Raw genomic sequence first — 14,352 nt, 5'->3', positions numbered from 1 at the left:
GGAACCGATGAGCACCATTGACATCCTTTCGCCGGCTGGCGAGAAGACCGGGACCGTCGAGCTCCCCACGGAGATCTTCGACGTGCAGGTCAGCGTTCCGCTGATCCACCAGGTCGTCGTCGCACAGCTGGCCGCTGCCCGACAGGGCACGCACAAGACAAAGACCCGCGGCGAGGTCCGCGGCGGTGGCAAGAAGCCGTACCGCCAGAAGGGCACAGGCCGCGCCCGTCAGGGCTCGACCCGCGCGCCGCAGTTCGCAGGCGGTGGCGTCGTGCACGGCCCGCAGCCGCGTGACTACTCGCAGCGGACCCCGAAGAAGATGAAGGCCGCCGCACTGCGCGGTGCCCTCTCGGACCGGGCCCGCCACAACCGTGTCCACGTCGTCAGCGGCGTGGTCGAGGGCGAGGCCTCCACCAAGGCCGCCAAGACGCTGCTCGGCAAGGTCAGCGAGCGCAAGCACGTGCTGCTCGTCGCCGAGCGCGGCGACGAGGCCGCGTGGCTGTCCGCCCGCAACCTGCCCCAGGTCCACATCCTGGAGCCGGGCCAGCTCAACACGTACGACGTGCTCGTCTCCGACGACGTGGTCTTCACCAAGACCGCTCTGGAGTCCTTCGTGTCTGGCCCCAAGGCCCACACCGAAGGGAGCGACGCCTGATGGCTACGCGACACCCGAGCATCGCCTCCAAGGCAGCGAAGGCCGCGAAGGCCGCCCGCGTCGCCAAGGCCGCCCGCCGTGCGGCCGAGGGCCCGGGGCCGCTCGCACCGGCCGACCCGAGCAAGACGTTCTCGGACCCGCGCGACCTGCTGATCAAGCCGGTCGTCTCGGAGAAGAGCTACGCGCTCCTCGACGAGGGCAAGTACACGTTCATCGTCGCGCCGGGCGCGAACAAGACCCAGATCAAGCAGGCCGTCGAGACGGTCTTCTCGGTCAAGGTCACCGGGGTCAACACGATCAACCGCCAGGGCAAGCGCAAGCGCACCCGCACTGGCTACGGCAAGCGCGCAGACACCAAGCGCGCGATCGTGACCCTTGCTGAGGGCGACCGAATCGACATCTTCGGCGGCCCGACCTCCTGACGGAGGTGGGGTCGTTCAGAAGTCCTGAATCTTCCGAGGACTGAGAAATGGGTATCCGCAAGTACAAGCCGACGACTCCGGGCCGTCGTGGCGCCAGTGTCGCCGACTTCGTCGAGATCACGCGGTCCACGCCGGAGAAGTCGCTGGTCCGCCCGCTGCACAGCAAGGGCGGCCGTAACAACGCCGGTCGTGTGACCGCCCGTCACCAGGGTGGTGGCCACAAGCGCGCCTACCGCGTGATCGACTTCCGTCGGCACGACAAGGACGGCGTGCCTGCCAAGGTCGCGCACATCGAGTACGACCCGAACCGCACCGCGCGCATCGCGCTGCTGCACTACGTCGACGGCGAGAAGCGCTACATCCTCGCGCCGCGCGGCATCCAGCAGGGCGACCGGATCGAGAACGGCCAGGGCGCCGACATCAAGCCGGGCAACAACCTGCCGCTGCGCTTCATCCCGGTCGGTACGACGATCCACGCCATCGAGCTCCGTCCGGGCGGCGGCGCCAAGTTCGCCCGCTCCGCCGGTGCCTCGGTGCAGCTGCTGGCGAAGGAGGGCCGCATGGCCCACCTGCGCATGCCGTCCGGTGAGATCCGGCTGGTCGACGTCCGCTGCCGCGCCACTGTCGGCGAGGTCGGCAACGCCGAGCAGTCGAACATCAACTGGGGCAAGGCCGGCCGCATGCGCTGGAAGGGCGTGCGCCCGACCGTCCGCGGTGTGGTCATGAACCCGATCGACCACCCGCACGGTGGTGGTGAGGGTCGTACCTCCGGTGGCCGCCACCCGGTCTCGCCGTGGGGTCAGAAGGAGGGCCGTACGCGCTCGCCGAAGAAGGCCAGCAACAAGTACATCGTCCGCCGCCGCAAGACGAACAAGAAGCGCTAGGAGGCGGGGTTTTCGATGCCGCGCAGTCTCAAGAAGGGGCCCTTCGTCGACGGCCACCTCATGAAGAAGGTGGACGCCCAGAACGACGCGGGCACCAAGAACGTCATCAAGACCTGGTCTCGCCGCTCGATGATCGTCCCGGCCATGCTGGGCCACACGATCGCGGTGCACGACGGCCGCAAGCACGTCCCGGTGTTCATCACCGAGTCGATGGTCGGCCACAAGCTCGGCGAGTTCGCGCCGACCCGCACCTTCCGCGGCCATGTCAAGGACGACCGCAAGTCGCGTCGTCGTTGATGGGCGGGGTGTGAAGACATGAATGACACCGAAGGGACAACCATGGAAGCCAGGGCCTCCGCGCGCTATGTGCGCGTCACGCCCATGAAGGCCCGCCGGGTGGTGGACCTCGTTCGTGGCATGAGCGCCACGGAGGCTCAGGCGGTCCTGCGTTTCGCCCCGCAGGCCGCGAGTGTGCCGGTGGGCAAGGTGCTGGACAGCGCCATCGCCAACGCCGCGCACAACTACGACCACACCGACGCCGACAGCCTCTTCATTTCCGAGGCATACGTCGACGAGGGCCCGACTCTGAAGCGGTTCCGGCCGCGTGCCCAGGGCCGCGCCTACCGGATCCGTAAGCGGACGAGCCACATCACCGTGGTCGTGAGCAGCAAGGAAGGAACCCGGTAATGGGCCAGAAGGTAAACCCGCACGGGTTCCGGCTCGGCATCACCACCGACTTCAAGTCGCGGTGGTACGCCGACAAGCTCTACAAGGACTACGTCAAGGAAGACGTCGCGATCCGCAAGCTGCTCACTCAGGGCATGGAGCGGGCCGGCATCTCCAAGGTGGAGATCGAGCGGACGCGTGACCGCGTCCGTGTCGACGTCCACACCGCCCGCCCGGGCATCGTCATCGGCCGCCGCGGCGCCGAGGCCGACCGCCTGCGGGGCAACCTGGAGAAGCTCACCGGCAAGCAGATCCAGTTCAACATCCTCGAGGTGAAGAACCCCGAGACGGACGCGCAGCTCGTGGCCCAGGCGGTCGCCGAGCAGCTCTCCTCCCGGGTGTCCTTCCGCCGCGCCATGCGCAAGAGCATGCAGACGTCGATGAAGGCCGGCGCCAAGGGCATCAAGGTCCAGTGCGGCGGCCGTCTCGGCGGCGCCGAGATGTCCCGCTCGGAGTTCTACCGCGAGGGCCGTGTGCCCCTGCACACGCTCCGTGCGAACGTCGACTACGGCTTCTTCGAGGCCAAGACGACCTTCGGCCGCATCGGCGTGAAGGTCTGGATCTACAAGGGCGACGTCAAGAACATCGCCGAGGTGCGTGCCGAGAACGCCGCGGCCCGTGCGGGCAACCGCCCGTCGCGCGGTGGCGGCAACGACCGCCCCCGTCGCGGTGGCGAGCGCCGTGGCCGCAAGCCGCAGCAGGCGGCCGAGACTCCCAAGCCGGAGTCGGCCGAGCCCGCCGGTGCTGCCGCTGAGCCGAGCGCTGCCGGAAAGGAGAGCTGACCCATGCTGATCCCTCGCAGGGTCAAGCACCGCAAGCAGCACCACCCCAAGCGTTCGGGTATGGCCAAGGGCGGTACCGAGGTCGCATTCGGTGAGTACGGCATCCAGGCTGTGACCGGTGCCTACGTGACGAACCGGCAGATCGAGGCAGCTCGTATCTCCATGACCCGTCACATCAAGCGTGGCGGCAAGGTGTGGATCAACATCTACCCGGACCGTCCGCTGACGAAGAAGCCTGCCGAGACCCGCATGGGTTCCGGTAAGGGTTCGCCGGAGTGGTGGATCGCGAACGTCAAGCCCGGACGCGTGATGTTCGAGCTGACGTACCCGAACGAGAAGATTGCTCGTGAGGCGCTCACCCGCGCAGCTCACAAGCTTCCGATGAAGTGCCGCATTGTGCGGCGCGAGGCAGGTGACGCGTGATGGCGGCCGGAACCAAGGCGTCCGAGCTGCGCGAGCTGGGCAACGAGGAGCTTGTCACCAAGCTCCGCGAGGCCAAGGAAGAGCTGTTCAACCTCCGCTTCCAGGCGGCGACCGGGCAACTCGAAAACCACGGCCGGCTCAAGGCCGTGCGCAAGGACATCGCCCGGATCTACACCCTGATGCGTGAGCGCGAGCTGGGCATCGAGACGGTGGAGAGCGCCTGATGAGCGAGACGAATGTGACTACTGCATCCAATAGCGGCTCCGCCGCGGCGAACGAGCAGGCGCGCGGCTTCCGCAAGACCCGCGAGGGTCTCGTCGTCAGCGACAAGATGGACAAGACCGTCGTCGTCGCCGTCGAGGACCGCGTCAAGCACGCGCTGTACGGCAAGGTCATCCGCCGTACCAACAAGCTCAAGGCGCACGACGAGCAGAACGCTGCCGGCGTCGGCGACCGCGTCCTCCTGATGGAGACCCGGCCGCTGTCCGCCACCAAGCGCTGGCGCATCGTCGAGATCCTCGAGAAGGCAAAGTAGGCGATTCCCGCAAGGGAATTGCATCGATACAGCCTGGGGCCGTGTCCGGCCCGAGGTCAGTTCCGCCAGGCTCGGCAGGGATCGTGAGATCCCTGCCGGGAACCGGCAGACATACAGGAGATAGACGTGATCCAGCAGGAGTCTCGGCTTCGCGTCGCCGACAACACGGGTGCGAAGGAAATTCTCACCATCCGTGTCCTCGGCGGCTCGGGCCGACGCTACGCGGGCATCGGTGACGTCATTGTCGCTACCGTCAAGGACGCGATCCCCGGTGGGAACGTGAAGAAGGGCGACATCGTCAAGGCCGTCATCGTGCGCACCGTCAAGGAGCGCCGCCGCCCGGACGGCTCGTACATCCGCTTCGACGAGAACGCGGCCGTCATCCTCAAGAACGACGGTGACCCCCGCGGCACCCGCATCTTCGGCCCCGTGGGCCGCGAGCTGCGCGAGAAGAAGTTCATGAAGATCATCTCTCTCGCGCCGGAGGTGCTGTGACCATGAAGATCAAGAAGGGCGACCTGGTCCAGGTCATCACCGGTAAGGACAGGGGCAAGCAGGGCAAGGTCATCGTGGCCTACCCCCGCGAGAACCGTGTCCTGGTCGAGGGTGTCAACCGGGTCAAGAAGCACACCAAGGCCGGCCAGACGGCCCGCGGGTCGAAGACCGGCGGCATCGTCACGACCGAGGCCCCTGTCCACGTGAGCAACGTTCAGCTCGTCGTGGAGAAGGACGGCAAGAAGGTCGTGACCCGCGTCGGGTACCGCTTCGACGACGACGGCAACAAGATCCGCGTTGCCAAGCGGACCGGTGAGGACATCTGATGACTGCCACCACTGAGGCCCCGCGCCTGAAGCAGCGCTACCGCGCCGAGATCCAGGGCAAGCTGCAGGACGAGTTCTCCTACGACAACGTCATGCGGATCCCCGGTCTGACCAAGATCGTGGTCAACATGGGTGTGGGCGACGCCGCCCGCGACTCCAAGCTGATCGACGGTGCCATCAAGGACCTCGCCACGATCACCGGGCAGAAGCCCGCCGTGACCAAGGCCCGCAAGTCCATCGCGCAGTTCAAGCTGCGCGAGGGTCAGCCGATCGGTGCGCACGTCACGCTGCGCGGCGACCGGATGTGGGAGTTCCTGGACCGGCTGCTGTCGCTCGCGCTGCCGCGCATCCGCGACTTCCGCGGTCTGTCGCCGAAGCAGTTCGACGGCAGGGGCAACTACACCTTCGGTCTCACGGAGCAGGTCATGTTCCACGAGATCGACCAGGACAAGATCGACCGGGTCCGGGGCATGGACATCACCGTGGTCACCACGGCGACCACCGACGACGAGGGCCGCGCCCTGCTTCGTCACCTCGGCTTCCCGTTCAAGGAGAACTGACCATGGCGAAGAAGGCCCTGATCTCCAAGGCCGGCCGCAAGCCCAAGTTCGCGGTGCGTGCCTACACGCGCTGCCAGCGTTGTGGCCGCCCCCACTCCGTCTACCGCAAGTTCGGCCTGTGCCGCGTGTGCCTTCGTGAGATGGCCCACCGTGGCGAGCTGCCGGGCGTAACCAAGAGCTCCTGGTAAACCATCCCCGTTTGGGGATGAGCCAGGACTCTCGGTAAGCTGAAAAGTCGCTTACTACGCCGTAGGTCCCCCGCGACGCACCTGTCCCGTCGTCGGCCGCAAGGCCGGCGGACGGGGAGAAGGACGACGCACATAGGGAAACCCCGGCGAGAGAGGCCGAAGGCCATCACATGACCATGACCGATCCAATCGCAGACATGCTCACGCGTCTGCGTAACGCGAACTCGGCGTACCACGACACCGTCGAGATGCCGCACAGCAAGATCAAGTCGCACATCGCGGAGATCCTCCAGCAGGAGGGTTACATCACCGGCTGGAAGGTCGAAGAGGCCAAGGTCGGCAAGAGCCTCGTGCTCGAGCTGAAGTTCGGCCCGAACCGCGAGCGTTCGATCGCAGGCATCAAGCGGATCTCGAAGCCGGGTCTGCGGGTCTACGCAAAGTCCACCAACCTGCCGAAGGTGCTCGGCGGCCTGGGCGTGGCGGTTATCTCCACGTCGCACGGTCTCCTCACCGACAAGCAGGCCAGCAAGAAGGGTGTGGGCGGGGAAGTCCTCGCCTACGTCTGGTAGTCGGGAACGGAGGAAGAAGCAATGTCGCGAATCGGCAAGCTCCCCATCCAGGTTCCCGCCGGTGTGGACGTCACCATCGATGGCCAGACGGTCGCCGTGAAGGGGCCCAAGGGCTCCCTCGCGCACACCGTTGCCGCGCCCATCGAGATCGCCACGGGTGAAGACGGCGTCATCGCCGTCACGCGCCCCAACGATGAGAGCCGGAACAGGGCCCTGCACGGTCTGTCCCGCACGCTGGTGGCGAACATGATCACTGGCGTGACCACGGGATTCAGCAAGGACCTCGAAATCAGCGGTGTCGGTTACCGCGTCCAGGCGAAGGGCTCCGACCTGGAGTTCTCGCTGGGCTACAGCCACCCGATCTTGGTGAAGGCGCCCGAGGGCATCTCCTTCAAGGTCGAGTCGCCGACCAAGTTCACCGTCGAGGGCATCGACAAGCAGCAGGTCGGCGAGGTCGCCGCGAACATCCGCAAGCTGCGGAAGCCCGATCCCTACAAGGCCAAGGGCGTGAAGTACGCGGGCGAGGTCATCCGCCGCAAGGTCGGAAAGGCTGGTAAGTAAGCCATGGCATACGGCGTGAAGATCGCCAAGGGCGACGCCTACAAGCGTGCCGCTGCCAAGCGCCGTCACATCCGTATCCGCAAGAAGGTCTCGGGCACGCCCGAGCGCCCCCGTCTTGTGGTGACGCGCACCAACCGTGGTATCACCGCGCAGGTGATCGACGACATCGCGGGCCACACCGTGGCCTCGGCGTCGCACCTGGACGGCACCGTCCGCGGTGTCGAGGGTGACAAGAGCGCGCAGGCCAAGCAGGTCGGCGCACTGGTCGCCGAGCGGGCGAAGGCCGCGGGTGTCGAGGCCGTCGTGTTCGACCGCGGTGGCAACAAGTACGCAGGGCGGATTGCCGCTCTGGCTGACGCCGCCCGCGAGGCTGGGCTCAGGTTCTGAGCAAGCCCGTCGCGGCAGCGACTGAATGTCGCTGTGAGCTAGCGGACGTAAACGAGAGAGGTAATTCCAATGGCTGGACCCCAGCGCCGCGGTGGCGGCGCCGGTGGCGGCGAGCGGCGGGACCGTAAGGGCCGGGACGGCGGCGCTGCCGCTGAGAAGACCGCGTACGTTGAGCGCGTTGTCGCGATCAACCGCGTCGCCAAGGTAGTGAAGGGTGGTCGTCGCTTCAGCTTTACCGCGCTGGTCGTGGTGGGCGACGGTGACGGCACCGTGGGTGTCGGATACGGCAAGGCCAAGGAGGTGCCGGCCGCCATCGCCAAGGGCGTTGAGGAGGCCAAGAAGCACTTCTTCAAGGTCCCGCGTATCCAGGGCACCATTCCGCACCCGATCACGGGTGAGGAGGCAGCGGGTGTCGTGCTGCTCAAGCCGGCTTCGCCCGGTACCGGTGTGATCGCCGGTGGCCCGGTGCGTGCCGTGCTGGAGTGCGCGGGCATCCACGACGTGCTGAGCAAGTCGCTCGGCTCGTCGAACCCGATCAACATCGTGCACGCCACGCGTACGGCTCTCCAGGGGCTTCAGCGCCCCGAGGAGATCGCCGCCCGTCGTGGTCTGCCGCTTGAGGACGTAGCACCCGCCGCACTGCTGCGGGCGCGTGCAGGGGTGAGCGCGTAATGGCTCGCCTGAAGATCACGCAGACGCGTTCCGTTATCGGGACCAAGCAGAACCACCGTGACACGCTGCGGACCCTCGGTCTCAAGCGCGTCAACGATGTGGCCGTTCGCGAGGCCAGCGACGTCGTTCGCGGGCAGGTGCACACCGTGCGCCACCTCGTGACGGTCGAGGAGGTCGACTGAGATGGCGGACGAGAACCCGCTGAAGGTCCACAACCTCCGTCCTGCCCCGGGTGCCAAGACCGCCAAGACCCGTGTGGGTCGTGGTGAGGCGTCCAAGGGTAAGACCGCTGGTCGTGGCACCAAGGGCACCAAGGCCCGCTACCAGGTTCCGGAGCGCTTCGAGGGTGGGCAGATGCCGCTGCACATGCGGCTGCCCAAGCTCAAGGGCTTCAAGAACCCCGCCCACAAGCACTTCCAGGTGGTGAACCTGGAGAAGCTGGCCGAGCTGTTCCCCGAGGGGGGCGAGGTCACGGTGGCCGAGCTGGTCGCCAAGGGCGCTGTGCGCAAGAACGAGCTGGTCAAGGTGCTTGGCGCCGGCGACATCTCGGTGGCACTGACGGTGACCGTCGACAAGGTCTCCGGCTCTGCCAAGGAGAAGATCACCGCTGCCGGCGGCACCGTCACCGAACTCATCTGAGTTCGTTGTCCAGGTGAACGACAGGCCGGGGATGTCCCAACGGGGCATCCCCGGCTGGTCGTTTGCACGGCCGGTCGTTTCTAGGTCGTGCCGTCGCCGGTAAGGTGGCGTGCACTGTTGATTTCTGTCGATCCTCAAGACCGTCACCTCTCGCGCCACTACCGCGGGGGGCGCAGGAGGCACCGTGCTCACCGCGTTCGCCCGGGCGTTCCAGACGCCCGACCTGCGCAAGAAGCTGCTCTTCACGCTCGGCATCATGGTGCTCTTCCGAATCGGAGCGCACGTCCCGGTGCCGGGCGTCAGTTACGAGAACGTCCAGGCATGCATGGACGAGGCCAAGGGCGCGCAGGGCCTTTTCGGCCTGGTCAATATGTTCAGCGGCGGCGCCCTCCTCCAGATCACCATCTTCGCGCTGGGGATCATGCCGTACATCACGGCGAGCATCATCCTTCAGCTGCTGGTCGTGGTCATTCCGCGCCTGGAGGCGCTGAAGAAGGAGGGGCAGGCCGGCCAGGGGAAGATCACGCAGTACACGCGCTATCTGACCGTCGCTCTCGCCATTCTCCAGGCCACCGGACTGGTGGCCACCGCGCGCAGCGGCTCGCTCTTCCAGAACTGCAGCGTCGCCAGCCAGATCATTCCGGACCAGGGAATCTTTCCCACCATCGTGATGGTGATCACGATGACGGCGGGCACCTGTCTGATCATGTGGATGGGTGAGCTGATCACCGACAAGGGCATCGGCAACGGCATGTCCATCCTGATGTTCGTCTCCATCGCCGCCGGCTTCCCCGGCGCGCTGTGGGCGATCAAGAAGCAGGGCAAGCTGGCCGACGGCTGGATCGAATTCGGCGCCGTGATCCTCTGCGGTCTGGCGATGGTGGCCCTCGTGGTCTTCGTCGAGCAGGCTCAGCGCCGTATTCCCGTGCAGTACGCGAAGCGCATGATCGGCCGTAGGAGTTACGGCGGAACGTCGACCTACATTCCGCTGAAGGTCAATCAGGCGGGTGTGATCCCCGTCATCTTCGCGTCGTCGCTGCTCTACATTCCGGCGTTGATCGTGCAGTTCAGCAAGTCGCAGTCGGGCTGGGCGCAGTGGATCAACTCACACTTCGTGAAGGGTGATCATCCTCTCTACATCGCCACCTACTTCCTTCTGATTGTCTTTTTCGCCTTCTTCTATGTGGCTATCTCCTTCAACCCCGAAGAGGTTGCCGACAACATGAAGAAGTATGGTGGCTTCATCCCGGGCATCCGGGCCGGTCGTCCCACGGCTGAGTATCTGAGTTACGTGCTGAACCGCATCACGTGGCCGGGCTCTCTGTATCTGGGGCTGATCGCGCTGGTGCCGACCGTCGCGCTGATCATGTTCAACGCCAACCAGAACTTCCCGTTCGGCGGAACGAGCATCCTGATCATCGTGGGTGTGGGGCTTGAGACCGTGAAGCAGATCGAGAGCCAGCTTCAGCAGCGTCATTACGAAGGGTTCCTCCGCTGATGCGTATCGTCCTCGTCGGGCCGCCTGGTGCGGGCAAGGGAACGCAGGCGTCATTCCTCGCCGAGAACCTGTCCATTCCGCACATCTCCACGGGCGACCTCTTCCGTGCCAACATCAGCCAGGGCACCCCCCTCGGCCAGAAGGCACAGGAGTACATGAGGGCCGGCCAGCTGGTGCCCGATGAGGTCACCATCGGGATGGCGAAGGACCGTATGGAGGAGCCGGACGCGGCAGGCGGATTCCTGCTCGACGGCTTTCCGCGGAACATCGCGCAGGCGCAGGCGCTGGACAGCTTCCTGGCGGAGAGCAGCCAGAAGCTGGACGCCGTGCTGGACCTGGAGGTCCCCGAGGACGAGGTCGTCAAGCGGATCGCCGGACGGCGCATCTGCCGCAGCGACAGCAGCCACGTCTTCCACGCGCAGTACAGCCCGCCCAAGAAGGACGGCGTGTGCGACGTGTGCGGCGGCGAGCTGTACCAGCGCGACGACGACCGTGAGGAGACCGTGCGCAAGCGACTCGCGGTCTACCACAGCGAGACCGAGCCGATCATCGACCACTACAAGGAGCAGGGGCTCGTCACGACGATCTCCGCGATCGGTGAGGTCGGCGAGGTGACGGGGCGCGCGATGCGCGCTCTCGCGCGGGAGTGACCGAACGCCGGGGTGCGGCACGTGATCGTGCGGCCGGGCCCGGTGCGACGTGGTTGCTCGCCGTAGCGGGCGTCTTTGATGCGGGGGCCGGGCAGAGCCCGGCCCCCGCATCGTGTCCCGCCCTCACGCCGGGGTCCCGGCCGGTTCGGGGCTGGCAGACTTGATGAGGCAGTAACAGGACTCGGTCGGTACCGACACCCGTCGGTCAGGGAAGGCGGCAGCCGTCATGGTGGAGATCAAGACCCCGGAGCAGATCGCGAAGATGCGCGAGGCAGGGCTGGTCGTCGCCGCCATGCACAAGGCGTGCGCCGAGGCCGCGGTGCCCGGCGCCACGACGAAGGACCTGGACGAGGTCGCCGCGAAGGTGCTGGCCGACCACGGCGCCAAGCCGAATTTCCTCGGCTACGGCGGCTTCCCGGGCAACATCTGCACGTCCGTCAACGATGTCGTCGTCCACGGCATCCCGGACCGCGAGACCGTCCTCAAGGCCGGTGACCTGCTCTCCATCGACGCCGGCGCGATCATCGACGGCTGGCACGGGGACGCCGCGCTGACCGTCTTCGTCGGCGACGGCCACTCCGCCGAGCTGCGCGAGCTGAGCCGGGTGACGGAGGAGTCGATGTGGGCCGGGCTCGCCGCGATGCGCAAGGGCAACCGGCTCGTGGACATCTCCAAGGCCGTCGAGGGCTACATCCGCCGCCAGCCCCGGCCCTCCTCCGGCAAGTACGGGATCGTCGAGGACTACGGCGGCCACGGCATCGGTTCACAGATGCACATGGACCCCCACCTGCTGAACTACGTCGACCGGCGGCGCGGGCGCGGCCCCAAGCTGGTGCCCGGCATGTGCCTGGCGATCGAACCGATGGTGACCCTGGGGACGCCGAAGACGCACGTGCTCTCGGATGACTGGACGGTCAAGACCAATGACGGTACGTGGTCGTCGCACTGGGAGCACTCCGTCGCGCTGACCGAGCAGGGGCCTTTGGTGCTGACCGCACCGGACGGTGGCCGCGCCAAGCTCGCGGAGCTGGGTGTCGAGGCCGCGCCCGATCCGCTGGCGTAGGGATCTCTGCGGAGCTCCGCCCCGGGGCCCTCGCTCTTTGAGGGGAATAACGATCACCGGCGGCGGGCACAATTCTCGATTCGTCTTTCTGGGTGGGCTGTCGTAGACTGGCTCGTCGGCCCAGGTGCACCCGTTTGCCACGGGGAGTTCTGGGTCACCCCAGGTAGCCGATCCCGGAAGGTGAAGCGCTCAAGCATGGCCAAAAAACAAGGGGCCATCGAGATCGAGGGCACCGTCGTCGAGTCTCTCCCGAACGCGATGTTCAAGGTGGAGCTCCAGAACGGGCACCAGGTCCTCGCGCATATCAGCGGCAAGATGCGGATGCACTACATCCGTATCCTTCCCGACGACCGGGTTGTGGTGGAGCTGTCTCCCTACGACCTGACGCGCGGACGGATCGTCTACCGCTACAAGTAGATCGACAGATCGTGCTGCCTTCCCGCTCCCGGGAGGACGGCCAGACCCGGAGAACCTCACACCATGAAGGTCAAGCCGAGCGTCAAGAAGATCTGCGACAAGTGCAAGGTGATCCGCCGTCACGGCCGGGTCATGGTCATTTGCGAGAACCTGCGCCACAAGCAGCGCCAGGGCTGACGTACGACGACCTGCCTTTCGCAGTTCCTTCGCGCGACGCGAGCAACAGTCACATAAGCAGGGCCCGACACCGCTGACGGTGTCGACACCCCCGGTCGGAGGCCGGGGACCTGTCCATTTCCGGACAGGATCGGCGCTGCTGCAGACCTCCGACGGAATCATCAGGAGCCACATTCATGGCACGCCTCGCTGGCGTCGACCTCCCGCGCGAGAAGCGCGTCGAGGTCGCCCTCACCTACGTCTTCGGCATTGGCCGCACCCTTGCCCAGCAGACCCTGCGCGAGACCGGGGTCAGCCCCGACACCCGCGTGCGGGAGCTGGCTGAGGAGGAGATGGTCAAGCTCCGCGAGTACGTGGACAACAACCTCCAGGTAGAGGGTGACCTCCGCCGTGAGATCCAGGCCGACATCCGCCGCAAGGTGGAGATCGGCTGCTACGAGGGTCTGCGTCACCGGCGCGGTCTCCCGGTCCACGGTCAGCGCACGAAGACCAACGCCCGCACCCGTAAGGGCCCGCGTCGCGCCATCGCCGGCAAGAAGAAGCCGGGCAAGAAGTAGTCCACTCCGGACACGCTGCAAGCGGTCCGCGAGTAGGACCGACCACCTCACGGGAGTTATCTCTATATGCCTCCGAAGGGCCGTACGGCCGGCGCCAAGAAGGTGCGCCGCAAGGAGAAGAAGAACGTCGCCCACGGGCACGCTCACATCAAGAGCACGTTCAACAACACCATCGTCTCGATCACCGACCCCACCGGCAACGTGATCTCCTGGGCCTCTGCCGGCCACGTCGGCTTCAAGGGCTCGCGCAAGTCGACGCCGTTCGCGGCGCAGATGGCCGCGGAGAACGCCGCGCGTCGCGCCCAGGAGCACGGCATGCGCAAGGTCGACGTCTTCGTGAAGGGTCCCGGCTCCGGCCGTGAGACCGCGATCCGCTCCCTCCAGGCCACGGGCCTTGAGGTCGGCTCCATTCAGGACGTCACCCCGACCCCGCACAACGGCTGCCGCCCGCCGAAGCGTCGCCGAGTCTGAGACAACTGAAGTAGGAGATCAACGACAATGGCGCGTTACACCGGGGCCGACTGCAAGCGTTGCCGTCGGGAAAAGCAGAAGCTCTTCCTCAAGGGGAGCAAGTGCGAGAGCGCGAAGTGCCCGATCGAGATCCGTCCTTACCCCCCGGGTGAGCACGGTCGCGGGCGCACCAAGGACTCCGAGTACCTGCTGCAGAAGCGTGAGAAGCAGAAGGCCGCTCGTATCTACGGCGTCCTGGAGAAGCAGTTCCGCGGGTATTTCACCGAGGCCAACCGCCAGCAGGGCAAGACAGGCGAGAACCTGCTGCGGATCCTCGAAACCCGTCTGGACAACGTGGTCTACCGGGCCGGCTTTGCCAAGTCCCGCGACCACGCACGTCAGTTGGTCAAGCACGGCCACATCACGCTGAACGGTCGCAAGACCGACATTCCCTCGGCGCGGGTGTCCGTGAGCGACATCATCGAGGTCCGCGAGGCCTCCCGCAGCATGACCCCCTTCCAGGTGGCTGTCGCGGAAGCCGGAGACAAGACCGTTCCGGCGTGGCTTGAGTCGATCCCGTCCAAGCTGCGGATCCTCGTGCACTCGCTGCCCGAGCGCCAGGTGATCGACACCCAGGTGCAGGAGCAGCTGATCGTCGAGCTGTACTCGAAGTAATTCGGGTGCGGCTTCGCAGGGTGTGGGCGGTCGGGTCCCTT

At 66.3% G+C, this 14,352-nt stretch carries 27 protein-coding genes; all 27 read left to right on the top strand.

The window, feature by feature from the left end; genetic code table 11:
* The first annotated feature begins 7 nt into the window (after window positions 1-7).
* The 27 genes from rplD to rpsD all read left to right on the top strand — a co-directional run bounded on the left by rplD (window position 8) and on the right by rpsD (window position 14,311).
* Complete coding sequence (gene rplD / locus OHB04_RS17215; protein WP_326688579.1) at window positions 8-655, top strand: 50S ribosomal protein L4; 648 nt, start codon at window positions 8-10, stop codon at window positions 653-655.
* Entirely contained in the window at window positions 655-1,077 is a 423-nt protein-coding gene (gene rplW / locus OHB04_RS17210; protein ID WP_326688578.1) for a 50S ribosomal protein L23, read from the top strand. The genes rplD and rplW overlap by 1 nt, the downstream gene beginning before the upstream one ends.
* Window positions 1,078-1,124: 47 nt before the next feature.
* A complete protein-coding gene (gene rplB, locus OHB04_RS17205; RefSeq protein WP_326688577.1) occupies window positions 1,125-1,961 on the top strand; it encodes a 50S ribosomal protein L2 in 837 nt (278 codons plus the stop codon).
* 15 nt (window positions 1,962-1,976) lie between these two features.
* The gene (gene rpsS / locus OHB04_RS17200) at window positions 1,977-2,258 is read left to right on the top strand and encodes a 30S ribosomal protein S19 (protein ID WP_326688576.1); all 282 of its coding nucleotides are present in this window, start codon (window positions 1,977-1,979) and stop codon (window positions 2,256-2,258) included.
* Window positions 2,259-2,300: 42 nt separating this feature from the next.
* Window positions 2,301-2,648, top strand: a complete 348-nt coding sequence (gene rplV / locus OHB04_RS17195; RefSeq protein ID WP_326692778.1) for a 50S ribosomal protein L22 — start codon at window positions 2,301-2,303, stop codon at window positions 2,646-2,648.
* Window positions 2,648-3,469, top strand: coding sequence for a 30S ribosomal protein S3 (gene rpsC, locus OHB04_RS17190; protein WP_326807754.1), 822 nt, complete (start codon window positions 2,648-2,650; stop codon window positions 3,467-3,469). Before rplV ends, rpsC begins: the two co-directional genes overlap by 1 nt.
* 3 nt (window positions 3,470-3,472) lie before the next feature.
* Complete coding sequence (rplP, locus tag OHB04_RS17185; RefSeq protein WP_326688574.1) at window positions 3,473-3,892, top strand: 50S ribosomal protein L16; 420 nt, start codon at window positions 3,473-3,475, stop codon at window positions 3,890-3,892.
* Entirely contained in the window at window positions 3,892-4,116 is a 225-nt protein-coding gene (rpmC, locus tag OHB04_RS17180; RefSeq protein WP_326688573.1) for a 50S ribosomal protein L29, read from the top strand. Before rplP ends, rpmC begins: the two co-directional genes overlap by 1 nt.
* Complete coding sequence (rpsQ, locus tag OHB04_RS17175) at window positions 4,116-4,427, top strand: 30S ribosomal protein S17 (protein ID WP_326688572.1); 312 nt, start codon at window positions 4,116-4,118, stop codon at window positions 4,425-4,427. Before rpmC ends, rpsQ begins: the two co-directional genes overlap by 1 nt.
* A gap of 126 nt (window positions 4,428-4,553) precedes the next feature.
* Window positions 4,554-4,922: a 50S ribosomal protein L14 gene (rplN, locus tag OHB04_RS17170; RefSeq protein WP_016473418.1), complete on the top strand. Its 369-nt coding sequence runs from the start codon at window positions 4,554-4,556 to the stop codon at window positions 4,920-4,922.
* Between the two features lie 2 nt (window positions 4,923-4,924).
* A complete protein-coding gene (rplX, locus tag OHB04_RS17165; RefSeq protein ID WP_208876098.1) occupies window positions 4,925-5,248 on the top strand; it encodes a 50S ribosomal protein L24 in 324 nt (107 codons plus the stop codon).
* Complete coding sequence (gene rplE, locus OHB04_RS17160; protein WP_326688571.1) at window positions 5,248-5,808, top strand: 50S ribosomal protein L5; 561 nt, start codon at window positions 5,248-5,250, stop codon at window positions 5,806-5,808. Before rplX ends, rplE begins: the two co-directional genes overlap by 1 nt.
* 2 nt (window positions 5,809-5,810) lie before the next feature.
* On the top strand, window positions 5,811-5,996 hold the full coding sequence (locus OHB04_RS17155; RefSeq protein WP_326688570.1) for a type Z 30S ribosomal protein S14: 186 nt from the start codon (window positions 5,811-5,813) through the stop codon (window positions 5,994-5,996).
* A 170-nt stretch (window positions 5,997-6,166) separates the two neighbouring features.
* Window positions 6,167-6,565 carry a 30S ribosomal protein S8 gene (gene rpsH, locus OHB04_RS17150; RefSeq protein WP_326688569.1) on the top strand — a complete coding sequence of 133 codons (399 nt, stop codon included), beginning with the start codon at window positions 6,167-6,169 and terminating at the stop codon, window positions 6,563-6,565.
* A gap of 21 nt (window positions 6,566-6,586) precedes the next feature.
* Window positions 6,587-7,126, top strand: coding sequence for a 50S ribosomal protein L6 (gene rplF, locus OHB04_RS17145; RefSeq protein ID WP_326688568.1), 540 nt, complete (start codon window positions 6,587-6,589; stop codon window positions 7,124-7,126).
* A gap of 3 nt (window positions 7,127-7,129) precedes the next feature.
* The gene (rplR, locus tag OHB04_RS17140; protein WP_326688567.1) at window positions 7,130-7,513 is read left to right on the top strand and encodes a 50S ribosomal protein L18; all 384 of its coding nucleotides are present in this window, start codon (window positions 7,130-7,132) and stop codon (window positions 7,511-7,513) included.
* 69 nt (window positions 7,514-7,582) lie between these two features.
* Window positions 7,583-8,185: a 30S ribosomal protein S5 gene (gene rpsE / locus OHB04_RS17135; RefSeq protein WP_326688566.1), complete on the top strand. Its 603-nt coding sequence runs from the start codon at window positions 7,583-7,585 to the stop codon at window positions 8,183-8,185.
* A complete protein-coding gene (gene rpmD, locus OHB04_RS17130; RefSeq protein WP_019354934.1) occupies window positions 8,185-8,367 on the top strand; it encodes a 50S ribosomal protein L30 in 183 nt (60 codons plus the stop codon). Before rpsE ends, rpmD begins: the two co-directional genes overlap by 1 nt.
* 1 nt (window position 8,368) lies before the next feature.
* Window positions 8,369-8,824, top strand: coding sequence for a 50S ribosomal protein L15 (gene rplO, locus OHB04_RS17125; RefSeq protein ID WP_326688565.1), 456 nt, complete (start codon window positions 8,369-8,371; stop codon window positions 8,822-8,824).
* Window positions 8,825-9,008: 184 nt separating this feature from the next.
* Complete coding sequence (secY, locus tag OHB04_RS17120; RefSeq protein WP_326688564.1) at window positions 9,009-10,322, top strand: preprotein translocase subunit SecY; 1,314 nt, start codon at window positions 9,009-9,011, stop codon at window positions 10,320-10,322.
* On the top strand, window positions 10,322-10,972 hold the full coding sequence (locus OHB04_RS17115) for an adenylate kinase (RefSeq protein WP_326688563.1): 651 nt from the start codon (window positions 10,322-10,324) through the stop codon (window positions 10,970-10,972). Before secY ends, OHB04_RS17115 begins: the two co-directional genes overlap by 1 nt.
* Window positions 10,973-11,198: 226 nt before the next feature.
* Window positions 11,199-12,035 carry a type I methionyl aminopeptidase gene (map, locus tag OHB04_RS17110; RefSeq protein ID WP_326688562.1) on the top strand — a complete coding sequence of 279 codons (837 nt, stop codon included), beginning with the start codon at window positions 11,199-11,201 and terminating at the stop codon, window positions 12,033-12,035.
* Window positions 12,036-12,230: 195 nt separating this feature from the next.
* Entirely contained in the window at window positions 12,231-12,452 is a 222-nt protein-coding gene (infA, locus tag OHB04_RS17105; RefSeq protein ID WP_003948620.1) for a translation initiation factor IF-1, read from the top strand.
* 63 nt (window positions 12,453-12,515) lie between these two features.
* Window positions 12,516-12,629 carry a 50S ribosomal protein L36 gene (rpmJ, locus tag OHB04_RS17100; RefSeq protein WP_009740505.1) on the top strand — a complete coding sequence of 38 codons (114 nt, stop codon included), beginning with the start codon at window positions 12,516-12,518 and terminating at the stop codon, window positions 12,627-12,629.
* A gap of 176 nt (window positions 12,630-12,805) precedes the next feature.
* A complete protein-coding gene (gene rpsM / locus OHB04_RS17095) occupies window positions 12,806-13,186 on the top strand; it encodes a 30S ribosomal protein S13 (protein WP_326688561.1) in 381 nt (126 codons plus the stop codon).
* A 66-nt stretch (window positions 13,187-13,252) separates the two neighbouring features.
* Window positions 13,253-13,657, top strand: coding sequence for a 30S ribosomal protein S11 (rpsK, locus tag OHB04_RS17090; RefSeq protein ID WP_016473404.1), 405 nt, complete (start codon window positions 13,253-13,255; stop codon window positions 13,655-13,657).
* Between the two features lie 27 nt (window positions 13,658-13,684).
* Window positions 13,685-14,311 carry a 30S ribosomal protein S4 gene (rpsD, locus tag OHB04_RS17085; protein ID WP_326688560.1) on the top strand — a complete coding sequence of 209 codons (627 nt, stop codon included), beginning with the start codon at window positions 13,685-13,687 and terminating at the stop codon, window positions 14,309-14,311.
* The last annotated feature ends 41 nt before the right edge of the window (window positions 14,312-14,352 follow it).

Source organism: Streptomyces sp. NBC_01775 (assembly GCF_035917675.1).
Taxonomy (GTDB): domain Bacteria; phylum Actinomycetota; class Actinomycetes; order Streptomycetales; family Streptomycetaceae; genus Streptomyces.
The sequence above is the reverse complement of the archived record's forward strand: the minus strand, read 5'-3'. Positions and strand labels throughout refer to the sequence as shown.

What these genes read in the sequence shown, in the direction of transcription:
- rplD (WP_326688579.1), top strand. Translation starts at nt 8, where the DNA reads ATGAGCACCATTGACATCCTTTCGCCGGCTGGCGAGAAGACCGGGACC.
- rplW (WP_326688578.1), top strand. Translation starts at nt 655, where the DNA reads ATGGCTACGCGACACCCGAGCATCGCCTCCAAGGCAGCGAAGGCCGCG.
- rplB (WP_326688577.1), top strand. Translation starts at nt 1,125, where the DNA reads ATGGGTATCCGCAAGTACAAGCCGACGACTCCGGGCCGTCGTGGCGCC.
- rpsS (WP_326688576.1), top strand. Translation starts at nt 1,977, where the DNA reads ATGCCGCGCAGTCTCAAGAAGGGGCCCTTCGTCGACGGCCACCTCATG.
- rplV (WP_326692778.1), top strand. Translation starts at nt 2,301, where the DNA reads ATGGAAGCCAGGGCCTCCGCGCGCTATGTGCGCGTCACGCCCATGAAG.
- rpsC (WP_326807754.1), top strand. Translation starts at nt 2,648, where the DNA reads ATGGGCCAGAAGGTAAACCCGCACGGGTTCCGGCTCGGCATCACCACC.
- rplP (WP_326688574.1), top strand. Translation starts at nt 3,473, where the DNA reads ATGCTGATCCCTCGCAGGGTCAAGCACCGCAAGCAGCACCACCCCAAG.
- rpmC (WP_326688573.1), top strand. Translation starts at nt 3,892, where the DNA reads ATGGCGGCCGGAACCAAGGCGTCCGAGCTGCGCGAGCTGGGCAACGAG.
- rpsQ (WP_326688572.1), top strand. Translation starts at nt 4,116, where the DNA reads ATGAGCGAGACGAATGTGACTACTGCATCCAATAGCGGCTCCGCCGCG.
- rplX (WP_208876098.1), top strand. Translation starts at nt 4,925, where the DNA reads ATGAAGATCAAGAAGGGCGACCTGGTCCAGGTCATCACCGGTAAGGAC.
- rplE (WP_326688571.1), top strand. Translation starts at nt 5,248, where the DNA reads ATGACTGCCACCACTGAGGCCCCGCGCCTGAAGCAGCGCTACCGCGCC.
- OHB04_RS17155 (WP_326688570.1), top strand. Translation starts at nt 5,811, where the DNA reads ATGGCGAAGAAGGCCCTGATCTCCAAGGCCGGCCGCAAGCCCAAGTTC.
- rpsH (WP_326688569.1), top strand. Translation starts at nt 6,167, where the DNA reads ATGACCATGACCGATCCAATCGCAGACATGCTCACGCGTCTGCGTAAC.
- rplF (WP_326688568.1), top strand. Translation starts at nt 6,587, where the DNA reads ATGTCGCGAATCGGCAAGCTCCCCATCCAGGTTCCCGCCGGTGTGGAC.
- rplR (WP_326688567.1), top strand. Translation starts at nt 7,130, where the DNA reads ATGGCATACGGCGTGAAGATCGCCAAGGGCGACGCCTACAAGCGTGCC.
- rpsE (WP_326688566.1), top strand. Translation starts at nt 7,583, where the DNA reads ATGGCTGGACCCCAGCGCCGCGGTGGCGGCGCCGGTGGCGGCGAGCGG.
- rpmD (WP_019354934.1), top strand. Translation starts at nt 8,185, where the DNA reads ATGGCTCGCCTGAAGATCACGCAGACGCGTTCCGTTATCGGGACCAAG.
- rplO (WP_326688565.1), top strand. Translation starts at nt 8,369, where the DNA reads ATGGCGGACGAGAACCCGCTGAAGGTCCACAACCTCCGTCCTGCCCCG.
- OHB04_RS17115 (WP_326688563.1), top strand. Translation starts at nt 10,322, where the DNA reads ATGCGTATCGTCCTCGTCGGGCCGCCTGGTGCGGGCAAGGGAACGCAG.
- map (WP_326688562.1), top strand. Translation starts at nt 11,199, where the DNA reads ATGGTGGAGATCAAGACCCCGGAGCAGATCGCGAAGATGCGCGAGGCA.
- infA (WP_003948620.1), top strand. Translation starts at nt 12,231, where the DNA reads ATGGCCAAAAAACAAGGGGCCATCGAGATCGAGGGCACCGTCGTCGAG.
- rpmJ (WP_009740505.1), top strand. Translation starts at nt 12,516, where the DNA reads ATGAAGGTCAAGCCGAGCGTCAAGAAGATCTGCGACAAGTGCAAGGTG.
- rpsM (WP_326688561.1), top strand. Translation starts at nt 12,806, where the DNA reads ATGGCACGCCTCGCTGGCGTCGACCTCCCGCGCGAGAAGCGCGTCGAG.
- rpsK (WP_016473404.1), top strand. Translation starts at nt 13,253, where the DNA reads ATGCCTCCGAAGGGCCGTACGGCCGGCGCCAAGAAGGTGCGCCGCAAG.
- rpsD (WP_326688560.1), top strand. Translation starts at nt 13,685, where the DNA reads ATGGCGCGTTACACCGGGGCCGACTGCAAGCGTTGCCGTCGGGAAAAG.